The 12236-nt window shown below is 65.6% G+C and carries 12 protein-coding genes; 3 read left to right on the top strand and 9 right to left on the bottom strand.

What is annotated here, in order from left to right; genetic code table 11:
* Positions 1-4 precede the first annotated feature (4 nt).
* From dnaB to MJO58_RS00420, 9 genes are all read right to left on the bottom strand, one after another.
* Positions 5-1381 (bottom strand): replicative DNA helicase, encoded by a 1377-nt coding sequence (gene dnaB / locus MJO58_RS00460; protein ID WP_090598088.1) that lies wholly within the window; start codon positions 1379-1381, stop codon positions 5-7.
* Positions 1382-1907: 526 nt separating this feature from the next.
* Complete coding sequence (gene rplI, locus MJO58_RS00455; RefSeq protein WP_090598086.1) at positions 1908-2366, bottom strand: 50S ribosomal protein L9; 459 nt, start codon at positions 2364-2366, stop codon at positions 1908-1910.
* A gap of 31 nt (positions 2367-2397) precedes the next feature.
* Positions 2398-2652 (bottom strand): 30S ribosomal protein S18, encoded by a 255-nt coding sequence (rpsR, locus tag MJO58_RS00450; RefSeq protein ID WP_066819628.1) that lies wholly within the window; start codon positions 2650-2652, stop codon positions 2398-2400.
* Between the two features lie 54 nt (positions 2653-2706).
* Complete coding sequence (locus tag MJO58_RS00445; protein WP_090598085.1) at positions 2707-3225, bottom strand: single-stranded DNA-binding protein; 519 nt, start codon at positions 3223-3225, stop codon at positions 2707-2709.
* A gap of 115 nt (positions 3226-3340) precedes the next feature.
* Complete coding sequence (gene rpsF / locus MJO58_RS00440) at positions 3341-3631, bottom strand: 30S ribosomal protein S6 (RefSeq protein ID WP_061557737.1); 291 nt, start codon at positions 3629-3631, stop codon at positions 3341-3343.
* A gap of 194 nt (positions 3632-3825) precedes the next feature.
* The gene (locus MJO58_RS00435) at positions 3826-4464 is read right to left on the bottom strand and encodes a DJ-1/PfpI family protein (RefSeq protein WP_239721647.1); all 639 of its coding nucleotides are present in this window, start codon (positions 4462-4464) and stop codon (positions 3826-3828) included.
* A complete protein-coding gene (locus tag MJO58_RS00430; RefSeq protein ID WP_239721646.1) occupies positions 4464-6128 on the bottom strand; it encodes a glycosyltransferase family 87 protein in 1665 nt (554 codons plus the stop codon). The genes MJO58_RS00435 and MJO58_RS00430 overlap by 1 nt, the downstream gene beginning before the upstream one ends.
* Positions 6125-8623, bottom strand: a complete 2499-nt coding sequence (locus MJO58_RS00425; RefSeq protein WP_090598080.1) for a transglycosylase domain-containing protein — start codon at positions 8621-8623, stop codon at positions 6125-6127. Before MJO58_RS00425 ends, MJO58_RS00430 begins: the two co-directional genes overlap by 4 nt.
* A gap of 55 nt (positions 8624-8678) precedes the next feature.
* Positions 8679-9104, bottom strand: coding sequence for a DUF5318 domain-containing protein (locus tag MJO58_RS00420; RefSeq protein WP_090608281.1), 426 nt, complete (start codon positions 9102-9104; stop codon positions 8679-8681).
* 100 nt (positions 9105-9204) lie between these two features.
* On the opposite strand from MJO58_RS00420, the gene MJO58_RS00415 reads away from it, so the two are divergent.
* From MJO58_RS00415 to MJO58_RS00405, 3 genes are all read left to right on the top strand, one after another.
* Positions 9205-10080, top strand: a complete 876-nt coding sequence (locus tag MJO58_RS00415; RefSeq protein WP_090598079.1) for a DUF1707 SHOCT-like domain-containing protein — start codon at positions 9205-9207, stop codon at positions 10078-10080.
* Between the two features lie 205 nt (positions 10081-10285).
* Entirely contained in the window at positions 10286-10828 is a 543-nt protein-coding gene (locus MJO58_RS00410; RefSeq protein WP_090598077.1) for a PadR family transcriptional regulator, read from the top strand.
* A 50-nt stretch (positions 10829-10878) separates the two neighbouring features.
* Positions 10879-11985, top strand: a complete 1107-nt coding sequence (locus MJO58_RS00405; RefSeq protein WP_090598075.1) for an inositol-3-phosphate synthase — start codon at positions 10879-10881, stop codon at positions 11983-11985.
* Positions 11986-12236: the final 251 nt, after the last annotated feature.

Raw genomic sequence — 12236 nt, 5'->3', positions numbered from 1 at the left:
ACTCCTACCGGGCCATGTTGGCGAAGCGCGACAGGTGCAGCTGGTGGGCGACGGTGACCGTCTTCGTCGGCCCGTTGCGGTGCTTGGCCAGAATGAAATCGGCCTCTCCCCCGCGCGGATCGTCACGCTCGAAGGCATCCGGCCGGTTCAGCAGGATGACCATGTCGGCATCCTGCTCCAGCGATCCCGACTCACGAAGGTCCGACAGCATCGGCTTCTTGTCGGTGCGCTGCTCGGGACCGCGGTTCAGCTGACTGATCGCGACGACGGGAACCTCGAGCTCCTTAGCCAGCAGCTTGAGATGCCTTGAGAATTCGGAAACCTCGAGCTGCCGCGACTCGACCTTCTTGCCCGACGACATCAGCTGCAGATAGTCGACGACGACCAGACGCAGGTCGGCCTTCTGCTTGAGCCGGCGCGCCTTGGCCCGGATCTCCATCATGGTCAGGTTCGGGGAGTCGTCGATATACAGTGGCGCCTCACTGATTTCGCTCATCCGCCGCGCCAGCCGCGTCCAGTCGTCGTCGTTCATCCGCCCCGAACGCATGTCGGCGAGCTTGATTTTCGCTTCCGCCGACAACAGCCGCATCACGATCTCGGACTTACTCATTTCCAGCGAGAAGATGACGCTGGCCATTCGATGCTTGATCGAACACGACCGCAAAAAATCCAGACCCAGCGTGCTTTTACCCACCCCAGGACGAGCCGCCACGATGATCATCTGCCCGGCGTGCAGACCGTTGGTCACCTCGTCGAGTTCGGTGAAACCGGTCGGCACGCCGCGCGCTACCCCACCGTTCGAGGCGATGGCGTCGATCTCGTCCATCGTCGGCTGCAGCAGATCCTCGAGCGGAACGAAATCCTCCGAGGTTCGCCGCTCGGCAACGTCATAGATCTCCGCCTGGGCCCGGTCCACCACCTCGGCGACATCGGCGCCCTCGGCACCGGCGTAGCCGTACTGCACGACCCGCGTTCCGGCCTCCACAAGCCGGCGCAGCAGCGCCTTCTCGGCCACGATGTCGGCGTAGTACCCGGCGTTGGCGGCGGTCGGCACCGTCGATATCAGGGTGTGCAGATAGGGCGCTCCGCCGATCCTGCGCAGCATTCCGCGGCGGTCCAGTTCGGCGGCCACGGTCACGGCGTCGGCGGGCTCGCCGCGCCCGTACAAGTCCAGGATCGCGTCGTAGACGTTCTGGTGTGCGGGACGATAGAAGTCGCCGGGCCGCACCCGCTCGAGCACATCGGCGATGGCGTCCTTGCTCAGCAGCATCCCGCCCAACACCGACTGCTCGGCGGCCAGATCCTGCGGCGGTTGCCGGCTGAACTCCTCGCTGGGCGGCGGCGAGCCCATCCCGGGCGCCAGGTCATCTACGACAGCCACGGACTCACACCTCCCTCAGGTAACCATGATACGAACATACATTCGATAGGCGACACTCAACAACGTCGATCAGGGCACTCCCAGTCCGGTTCCATGCGCCCGCAAAGCCTTGCGCCGGGAAGACCGTAAACGTTGCTGGCCCGCCGGTGAAAGGGCCGTTGTTCATAAGGCTGTGCATCGTGTGTGCATATCCATCGACACCTGTGTTGAGTGGGGTGTGGAGAACCTGTGGAACAAATCGCGGCGCAGCGACATCCCTGCAGATAAGGGTCGTACAGAGGCGGTTAATTCGTGTGGAGAAGAATCTCTTCGGCGTGTCGCCGCAGGTTACTGCGCCGGGCGTGTTGGCTTTCGGCCGTATTTTCGCCGCGTTACGAGGGGGTTAAGGGGTCCACTAGGCGACGTCACCCAAATAGTTCGCCAGCACGACCATCCACAGGGGCGCCTGGAGGCGTTCCGCTGACACGACAAAATCCGGCGGCCGCCGATTAACGACAGCCGCCGGATATGAACGAGCGGTGGCGAGTTAGCTATCCGCGACGACGTTGAGCGCAACGTCGACATTGATCTCGGGGTGCAGATGCACCGCCACCGAATGGGTGCCGACCGCCTTGATATGCGACTTGGGCAACCGAATAATGCGCTTGTCGAGATTCGGGCCGCCGGCCTTCTTGATTGCTGCGGCGACATCCGCGGCCGTCACCGAGCCGAACAGCTTGCCCGAATCGGCGGCCGTCTTCACCGGCAGCGAGACCGGGCCGAGCGCCTCGATCGCCGTCTTGATCTCGTTGGCGTGGCCGAGATCGCGCACGGCCTTGGTCTCACGGGCCCGGCGGATGTCGTCGGCCTGCTTCTGCGCCCCGCGCGAGGCGACGATCGCCAGGCCACGCGGGAGCAGGAAGTTACGACCGTATCCGTCCTTGACCTCGACAGTCTCGCCAACGGTGCCGAGATGGTCGACGTCGGCCGTCAGAATCAGCTTCATCGTTTTCGTACTTTCGGTTGGACGTCGGCGGCTATCGCGCCGACGAAGTGAAGGGCAGCAGAGCCACCTCGCGGGCGTTCTTCACCGCGATGGCAATGTCGCGCTGGTGCTGCACGCAGTTACCGGTGACCCGGCGGGCCCGGATTTTGCCGCGCTCACTGATGTAGGTGCGCAGCAGTGTCGTGTCCTTGTAGTCGATCGATTGCCCCTTCTTCGAGCAAAAGACGCACTTACGCGTCTTGATCGGCTTTTCGGGAGCCGGGCGCCGTTTCGTGGACTTGGGCATGTGTTTTTACTTTCCGTTTGCTACTGGTCTTGTGTGGTTTGCCGGTGTTTGACGTCAGAACGGGGGTTCTTCGTCGCCGCCGGCGAAGGAACCCGATGCCGGGGCACTGCCCCACGGGTCGTCCGCCGGTGCACCGCCGCCCGCCTGGGCGGGGGCCGATTGGCGGGATCCACCGCCGCTACCGAAACCGCCGCCTCCGCCGCCACTGCGGCTGGCCTTGTTGACCTTGGCGGTGGCATACCGCAGCGAGGGCCCGATTTCGTCGACCTCGACCTCGACGACGGTGCGCTTCTCACCTTCGCGGGTCTCGAACGAACGCTGCTTGAGCCGACCGGTGACGATCACCCGTGAGCCACGGGTGAGGCTTTCCGCGACGTTCTCGGCAGCTTCGCGCCAGATGTTGCATCGCAGGAACAGCGCCTCGCCGTCCTTCCACTCCCCGCTCTGGCGGTCGAACGTCCGCGGTGTCGACGCCACGGTGAAGTTCGCGACGGCAGCCCCTGACGGCGTGAACCGCAGTTCAGGGTCGGCAGTCAGGTTTCCGACAACGGTGATGATCGTGTCACCAGCCACTGGGTCCTCCTGGATCCGTCCCGGCTCTCGCCTGGGGACGGTTGACGGTCATGAGCGTGTTCTCGCTGAGCCTACGCACACCCGCCGACGACGGGCAGCATGCGCGCTAACGGTCTCAGTGCTTGTCGGTGCGCATCACCTTGGTGCGCAACACCGACTCGTTGAGGCTGAGCTGACGGTCGAGCTCGGACACCGTCGCCGGCTCCGCCTTCAGGTCGACGACGACGTAGATGCCCTCGGCGTGCTTGGCGATCTCGTAGGCAAGCCGGCGCTTACCCCAGATGTCCACCTTGTCGACGGATCCACCGTCTTTACGGACGACGTTCAGGAACGTCTCCAGGGACGGAGCAACAGTGCGCTCGTCAAGTGTGGGGTCAAGAATGACCATGATTTCGTATGGACGCATGGAAACCTCACCACCTCCTCTGGTCTTAGCGGCCACGGTCGATCCGTGGCAGGAGAGTCGCCTGCGTCGGCAACCGCCCCAGGGTACCGGACGACCGGCCGGCCCCCAAAAATCCGGGCAGCGACCGCAGGAAACAGCGGCGCCGTCGCACCGGCCCGGCCGCCGCTACGCCTTATGTCTTTCCCGTTACCCCGCTATTGCCGGGCTCGCCCATATTCCTCGGCCCGGGCCTTGGTGGCCTCGTCGGCCTTGGCCAGCGAGCCGGAGTCGAACGGCGGCTGTGGGTCGTATTCGATCATCAGCTGCGCGGCCTGCGCCGCCTCTCGGTCAACGAGCAGCTCGGCCAACCGCAACGCCATATCGATGCCGCTGGACACCCCCGCGGCCGTGATGATGCGTTGCGGTAGATGCTCGACGACCCGGTCGGGCACGTAGCGTGCACCCAGCTCGTTGAGCAGATCGGCTGCGCGCCAATGGGTGGTGGCGCTGAGCCCGTCCAGCAATCCGGCGGCAGCCAGCAACAGTGCGCCCGTACACACCGAGGTGGTGAACATCGTGGTCGGGTGTACCGTCTGCAGCCAGTCGCGGATGGGTTCGTCGTAAATCAGCTTGCGGGTCGCGATGCCGCCGGGGACCACCACCACGTCGGGCGCGCGGATTTCGTCGAAGCTGGCGTCGCAGGCGACGCCGAGCATCCCGTTCTCGGTGCGCACCTCACCCCGTCGGTGTCCGACGAACGTCACGTCGATCGACGGAATGCGTTGCAACACTTCATACGGCCCGACAGCGTCGAGCGCGGTGAAGCGCGGGAACAATGGGATCGCGACCAGCATCACGCCTGCCTTTGGCCGGTTGTCGTCTCGAGTTCGGTATCGGTGTCGAACGTGGGCACCGGTGCGGACGGCCGCCTCGACCGGGCCGGACGCAGCCAGTCCGGCAACCATCCGGGCGGTGCATCGGGAGCACGGTCGAACGGCCCGCCGGACGGATCGTCGACGCGGCCGTCCCAGCGCACCAAATCCTCGTGGGGCCGGTAGATCTGACGGATCACCAACGCGCACAACGTAATAACGGCGATGTCGCGCAGCAGTACCGTCGTGGTGAAGAACTGCTCCGGCAGCGAACGATTCGGGTTGCCGTACAGGTAGTACATCCGCGGCACCCACACCACCGCGTCGATCGTCATCCACGCGAGCAGCACTCGCCGATGGGGCAACGCCAGCACCGCAAGCGGCACCAGCCACAGCGAGAATTGCGGGCTCCACACCTTGTTGGTCAACAGGAAGGCGGCCACGACGAGGAACAACAGCTGCGCCAAGCGTGGTCGCTGCGGCGCGGTGAGCGCGACGAATGTGATTGCGGCACAACATACCACGAACGACACCGCGACCACGGTGTTGAGCATCGTGGGCGGCTCCCAGAAGCCCAGCTTCGGATCGAAGCCGGGCCAGCCCGTGAAGGACTTGACGACGTTGTACACCGAGTCCATGTCGTCACCGCGGCGGGCGTTGAGGCGGAAGAACTCGGACCAACCGCGCGGAAAGAGCACCAACACGGGCAGATTCACCAATGCCCAGGTCGCCATGGTGGCCGTCGCCGTTCGAACCAACGCACGAACGCGGCCCGTGCGCACGGCCAGCACCAGCATCGGGCCCAGGAACAGCAGCGGATACAGCTTGGCCGCGGCGCCTAACCCGATCAGCACACCGGCCAGCAAGGGTTTTCGTCGCGCCCAGGCCAGCAGCCCGCTCATCGCGAATCCCGTTGCCAGCGCATCGAAATTGGTGAAGATCTGAAAGATCAGCAGCGGCGAGGCGGCCACCAGCGCCGCATCCCAGATGCGGCGACCGGACAGGCCCGCGGTGGCCCACACGGTCGCCAGCCACGCCAGCGCCAGCCCTAGTGCGGCGATGTCGAAGAACACCACCACCTCGGCGATCACGGGAAGCGGGGCGAGCTTGCTCAACGCGGTGTAGGTCTTGGCCAGTGCCATCGACACGTACTGATAGACCCCGGTCAGTACCGGATACTCCATGTAGCGCACCGCGGGCTTGCCGTCATACCGCGTCTGCGGCGCACCACTGGAATCGGTTTCGATCCAGCTCGACTTGTACGGAAACTTCCCCTGGTTCAACAACTCCGCCCCGTACAGCGGCACGGTGTCCGAGTAGCACAACTCGTAGTACGCGCGCTGGTTGTCCCAGTTGGCCACGCGCTGATCCCCGGTTCCGCTGCCGCTACTCTGTAGGCACGCCGCCTTCGTCGACCAGCCCAATGCCAGGAACACCAAAGCGAACACGAACATCACCCGCACCGGCGTCATCAGCCGGGCCCGGCCGATCAGCGCGTGCCGGCCCACCGGTCCACCGATGGCATCGGCCAGGGCAGCGCCCAAAGAGTCTGTGCGGCTGGGGCAATCGCGATTGTCCGCGCTACGCAGATCATCGGCCAGCGTACGCGGGGAAATGGTGGCGCTCTGCTGTTGAGCGCCGGTCACGGTGGCGGTTGCCCGATTGGTGGGGCGGGCGGTTCGGGCGGTGGTGCCTGTCCCGGTGGTGGCGGGGGCGCCCCCGTGATCGTCGTCGGGGGGCCCACCGGGATGGTGATACCCGGGGCCACCTCGATGGTGGGCTGGATGACGGTCACCGCGGGCGGCGGAGGCGGCGGCGGGGCGGGTACGCCCGCGTAGCCGCCGATCTCGGTCGGCTTGGGGAAGGTCTCGTTGGGGGTGCCCTTCAGCGCGCCGTCCATCGTGGACTTCCAGATATCCGACGGCAGCCCCGAGCCGTAAACCTCTGCGCCCGAAGCGGTTACCAGCGGCACATTGTCCTGGACGGTCCCGACCCACACCGCCGTGGACAGGGACGGGGTGTACCCGACCATCCACGCGTCCTTGTTGGCTTGGCTGTCGCCCAGCTGCACCGTGCCGGTCTTCGCCGCCGACGCCCGGCCGCCCGACAGGGCATGGCCGCGTGAATAGGAGGCGATCGGTTGCATCGCCGCGGTGGTGTTGTCCGCGACCGCCTTGTCGATCCGTTGGTCGGCGCCCTTGTCGGAGGTTCCGGCGTCGAAAAGCACTTGGCCTTCGGCATTGACGACCTTTTGCACCAGGTGCGGCGGGTGGTAGACGCCGGACGCGGCCAGCGTGGCGTATGCCGAGGCCATATCGACCGGCCGAGTTTGGTACTGGCCCAGCACAATTCCGTTGTTCGGCGGACCACCCTTGCCGTCCTCGGACAAGGTATGCGGAACGCCGGGGAAGCTTTTGGCGACGCCGGCCTGGTGTGCGGCGTCGGCGACGGCCGCCGGTCCGTTCTTGAGCTTGAGCATCAGCCGGTAGTAGGCCGTATTCAGCGACATCTTCAGCGCCTCGGCGATATTGCAGGTGCCGCAGTTCTCGCCGTCGACGTTGGTGATCTTGATGCCGTCGACCGTCAGCGGCGAGCTGTCGACCTGGTAGCCCAGCCCGATGCCCTGCTGCAGGGCTGCCACCAACGCGAACACCTTGAACGACGACCCGGTCTGCAGCCCGGCCTGCGCGAAGTCGAAGCCGTTCGCGTCCGAGCCACCATAGTAGGCGCGGATCGCGCCGGTGTGCGGGTCGATGGACACCACCGCCGAGCGCATGTCGGGGTCTTGTCCGTCAAGGTATTTCGAGACGGCCTTCTCCGCGGCCTGCTGGGCCTTCGGATCGATCGTGGTGGTGACCTGCAATCCCTGAGTGTTCAGGGTCTGCTCGTCGATGTTGAACAGCTCCATCAGCTCTTTGGTGACCTGGCGTTCGATCAGGCCGTTGGGGCCGGTGGTTTGGTTCTGTGCGCGGGCCTGATCGGGCGGCACGGTCTGGGGGAATTGCTGTGCCGCACGATCGCTCGGCGATAACGCCTTGGTTTCCACCATGCCGTCGAGCACCCAGTTCCAGCGGGCCTCGGCGCCCTTGGGATCCACGGCCGGGTCCAGCGAGGACGGCCGTCGAATCAGCGCCGCCAACAGCGCTCCCTCGGAAACCGTCAGCTGGTCGACGGGTTTGTCGAAGTAGGCCTTGGACGCCGCCGAGATCCCGTAGGCACCGCGCCCGAAGTAGATGATGTTCAGATAGGCCTGCAGCACTTCGTCTTTGGACCACTCCCCCGACATCTTGGTCGCGATGACGAGTTCCTTGGCCTTACGCAGCAGGCCCGCGAACCCGTGCTGCGCGGAGCCCACGAGCGCGTTCTTCACGTATTGCTGGGTGATCGTCGACCCGCCCTGCAGGTCGCCGTTGCCGAACAGGTTGTTCTCCACCGCGCGCGCGAAGCCGGTGAAGTCGAACCCCGGGTTCGAATAGAAGTTACGGTCCTCGGCGGCGATTACGGCCTGGCGCACGTGCACCGGCACCTGGTTGATGCTGACGTCGACCCGATTACCTTCGGGCGGAACGATTTTCGCGATCTCCGAGCCGTCGCTGGCCAGGATCGTCGAGACCTGGTTGGTGCGGATGTCGCCTGGCTTGGGAATGTCGACGATGAAGTACGCCATCGTGAAGGTCACGATCGGCAACAGGATCAGCACCGCCGCGCTGAGGTAGGCCGCGCGCCGTACCCAGCGCCAGTTGATCTGCTCCACCCAATTCGGTGCCGCAGCCCGATGGCTCGGCACATCCGGGCCCCCGGCGTCGCCGGGCCGTCGCGGTGGAGGCGGCGGCGGCGGGCCTTCCGGTGGGCGACCGTACATCGGGCGGTCGTGCCGCGGCCGGCTCGACGACCGGCTGTCGAGCGCGGCCTTCACTTCCTCGATCGCATCGCGGGGCGCGGGCCTGGACCCAGGACCACCCAGCGCAGCCTTGACCTCGTCGATCGGGTCGGACCGTCGAGGAGACCGGTCGTCGGCGATCGCCGGCAGGATCGTCGTCTGCCGATCGTCGGGGGGAATGCGACGACGGGTCCCGCCATCGCCGCGGGACACCGGACGATCGGACTCGTCCGGACGATCGTCGTGGGGTTCCTTGCTCATACGCTCAGTCGCGGACCTGCTCGGGTCGTCGGGCGACTGATCGTGGCGCCCTTCGTTATTCAATGGCCGCGCTGGCGCCGTTGCGTGCCGTTCGCGGACCGCGGGTTCCCTTGGGAGGTCGTTCCGCGCCGAGCACATACGACTTGACTAGGTGATTCCAGCTGCAGGTTCGGCACACCTCGACCACGTGAACCGAGAACTCCGTGAACTTCATCGCCAGCAAGACCAACTCTTCTGCGGTGCGGGCCGAACCCGACACCGCGCCCAAGTGGTCGCCGAACACCCAGGACACCAGCGTGAGCTGTTCCTTTCGGCAGATCGGGCACATCACCTGGCTGGTTTTGCCGTGAAACTTCGCGGCGCGCAGCAAATAGGGGTTCGCATCGCAGACCTCGGTCACGCCCGTGCGGCCGGAGTACACCTCGGCCAGCAGCGAGCGGCGCCGAAGCGCGTAATCCACCACTTGTCGCTGCAGTCGCACGTTCACCAGAGTACGTCGCCCTCGGCACCGCCGATACGCAACCGAGGCTGTCGGTGCCGCTGCGCCGCGGTAACAACAGGTGACTTCTACGATCATCCCCATGGCGAAATGGCTGGGCGCACCACTCGGCGGCGGAGTGACCACCGCGACCCGCGCCAAAGACACCGACCGGCAAGACACCTGTACGGTGCTCGACACCGCCCTGGCCGACGGCGAGCTGTCCGGCGAGGAACATCGCGAGCGCGTCAGCAGGGCCACCAACGCCGTGACACTCGGCGACCTGAAGCTTCTGGTGCAGGATCTGCAGGGCAGCACCCCACCGCGGCTGCGCGCGGCAAAGTCGAACGCAGCACCGGTCGTTCGCTCACGCGGCATCGCGATCGCCGCGTTGGTCGTGTCGGTGTTGTTCGGCATGGGCCTCGGCTGGGGTTTGTACGGGAACACCAGCTCGCCGCTGGACTTCACCTCCGACCCGGGCGCCAAACCCGACGGTGTCGCGGCCGTCGTGCTGACCCCGCCCAAGCAACTCCAATCGCTCGGCGGGCTCACCGGTCTGCTCGAGCAGGCCCGCAAGAAATTCGGCGACACCGTCGGTTACCGGCTCCTCGTCTACCCGACTTATGCCAGCTTCTATCGCCCGGATCCGGCCGACGACCGCCGGGTGCTGGACTACGACTACCGCGGCGGCTGGGACGACCCGACCGTCTCCCCCAGGACCGACGCCAAGGCCGTCGCGGCCGACCTGGCCAAGTTCGACGTCAAGACGGCAGTCGGCATCATGCGTGGTGCCCCCGAGACGCTGGGGATCAACGCCTCCGAGGTCAAGTCGACGTACTTGATCGTCGAACCAGCCAAGGATCCGACCGCGCCCGGCACACTCACGTTGTCGGTGTACGTCTCCAGCGACTACGGCAGCGGTTCGATCGATTTCGCCGGCGACGGCACCGTGAAGCGGGTGAGCTACCCCTCCAGCTGATCGGCTGAGGCGCCTGTAGCTGTTCAGCCCGCCTAAACACGTCGGCTGCCGAGGACCCCGGCCAACTCGATGCCGGGCCGATCCCGCGAATCCGGGCGGCAAACTGCCTGCCAACACCAGGTAGTGTTGTGGCTAATATATCGAGGCGATACTATTACGCGACGCGTCGGCGGGACGTAACCAGTTATGCAAAGGAGGTGACTCGATGCTGGAGCTTGCGATCCTTGGACTCCTGATCGAATCGCCGATGCATGGCTATGAGCTGCGCAAGCGGCTGACCGGCCTACTCGGCGCGTTCCGTGCGTTTTCGTACGGTTCGCTCTATCCGGCGCTGCGGCGCATGCAGGCGGATGGGCTGATCGCCGAGAACGCGGCGCCGGCCGGTACTCCGGTCCGACGGGCCCGTCGGGTCTACGAGCTGACCGAGAAGGGTCGTCAGCGTTTCGGTGAGTTGGTGGCCGACACCGGTCCGCACAACTACACCGACGACGGCTTCGGGGTACACCTGGCCTTCTTCAACCGCACTCCGGCGGAGGCCCGGATGCGGATCCTCGAAGGTCGCCGTCGTCAGGTCGAGGAACGCCGCGAGGGTCTGCGTGAAGCCATTGCGCGGGCCAGCAACTCGCTCGACCGCTACACCCGTCAGCTCCACCAACTCGGGCTCGAGTCCAGCGAGCGCGAGGTCAAGTGGCTCAACGAGCTCATCGCCGCCGAGCGCGCGGCACCCGGGCTCACCGAGCAGGCATAACCACCCACGGCATTCGAGACATAGGTAATTGAAGGTAAGGAGAACGCCCTATGAGTGAGCACCAGCCCGTCAGGGCGCCGGGAGCGCAGACGGAGGTTCGCGTCGCCATTGTCGGCGTCGGTAACTGCGCCTCGTCGCTGGTCCAGGGCGTCCAGTACTACTACGACGCCGACCCGAACAGCACCGTGCCCGGCCTGATGCACGTGACGTTCGGCCGCTACCACGTCCGCGACGTGAAGTTCGTGGCCGCGTTCGACGTGGACGCCAAGAAGGTCGGCTTCGATCTGTCGGAGGCGATCTTCGCGTCGGAGAACAACACGATCAAGATCGCCGACGTGCCGCCGACCAATGTGACGGTGCAGCGCGGCCCGACGCTCGACGGCATCGGCAAGTACTACGCCGACACCATCGAGGTGTCCGACGCCGAGGCCGTCGACGTGGTCCAGGTGCTCAAGGAGGCCAAGGTCGACGTCATGGTGTCCTACCTGCCGGTGGGCTCCGAGGAGGCCGACAAGTTCTACGCACAGTGCGCGATCGACGCCGGCGTGGCGTTCGTCAACGCGTTGCCGGTGTTCATCGCCTCCGACCCGGTGTGGGCCAAGAAGTTCACCGACGCCGGCGTGCCGATCATCGGCGACGACATCAAGAGCCAGGTCGGTGCGACGATCACGCACCGCGTGATGGCCAAGCTGTTCGAGGACCGCGGTGTGCAGTTGGATCGCACGATGCAGCTCAACGTCGGCGGCAACATGGACTTCCTCAACATGCTCGAGCGTGAGCGGCTCGAGTCCAAGAAGATCTCCAAGACGCAGGCCGTCACCTCCAACCTGCAGCGCGAGTTCAAGACCAAGGACGTGCACATCGGCCCGTCCGACCACGTCGGCTGGCTCGACGACCGCAAGTGGGCCTACGTGCGGCTGGAAGGTCGTGCGTTCGGTGACGTGCCGCTGAACCTGGAGTACAAGCTCGAGGTGTGGGACTCGCCCAACTCGGCCGGCGTCATCATCGACGCGGTGCGCGCGGCGAAGATCGCTAAGGACCGCGGCATCGGCGGACCGGTCGTGCCGGCCTCGGCCTACCTGATGAAAAGCCCCCCGAAGCAGCTGCCCGACGATGTCGCGCGGACGCAGCTCGAGGAGTTCATCATCGAGGGCTAGTTCGAACGACGATGCGCGCCGCGTGACGGCGCGCTGACGAACCGGATGCACCGGGCAATTCGGTTCACTCATCGAGTGTGCGGTGAGGTCGCGTTTCACGACGAAATCGCGACCTCGCCGCACACTCTTTTGTGTATGGGTATGCGCTGACGAGCCGGGGCGCACACTCATGCCGGCCATACCGTGAACGGCATGCTGTGCAGCCGCTTAGCATTACGCGGAGAGCACCCCTCGCACAGTCAGGCCTAGCT

The sequence above is a fragment of the Mycobacterium lentiflavum genome (genome assembly GCF_022374895.2).
Classification (GTDB): domain Bacteria; phylum Actinomycetota; class Actinomycetes; order Mycobacteriales; family Mycobacteriaceae; genus Mycobacterium; species Mycobacterium lentiflavum.
This window is presented reverse-complemented; position numbering and strand designations above follow the sequence as displayed.

What these genes read in the sequence shown, in the direction of transcription:
- rplI (WP_090598086.1), bottom strand. Translation starts at nt 2,366, where the DNA reads ATGAAGCTGATTCTGACGGCCGACGTCGACCATCTCGGCACCGTTGGC.
- rpsR (WP_066819628.1), bottom strand. Translation starts at nt 2,652, where the DNA reads ATGCCCAAGTCCACGAAACGGCGCCCGGCTCCCGAAAAGCCGATCAAG.
- rpsF (WP_061557737.1), bottom strand. Translation starts at nt 3,631, where the DNA reads ATGCGTCCATACGAAATCATGGTCATTCTTGACCCCACACTTGACGAG.
- MJO58_RS00435 (WP_239721647.1), bottom strand. Translation starts at nt 4,464, where the DNA reads ATGCTGGTCGCGATCCCATTGTTCCCGCGCTTCACCGCGCTCGACGCT.
- MJO58_RS00425 (WP_090598080.1), bottom strand. Translation starts at nt 8,623, where the DNA reads ATGAGCAAGGAACCCCACGACGATCGTCCGGACGAGTCCGATCGTCCG.
- MJO58_RS00415 (WP_090598079.1), top strand. Translation starts at nt 9,205, where the DNA reads ATGGCGAAATGGCTGGGCGCACCACTCGGCGGCGGAGTGACCACCGCG.
- MJO58_RS00410 (WP_090598077.1), top strand. Translation starts at nt 10,286, where the DNA reads ATGCTGGAGCTTGCGATCCTTGGACTCCTGATCGAATCGCCGATGCAT.
- MJO58_RS00405 (WP_090598075.1), top strand. Translation starts at nt 10,879, where the DNA reads ATGAGTGAGCACCAGCCCGTCAGGGCGCCGGGAGCGCAGACGGAGGTT.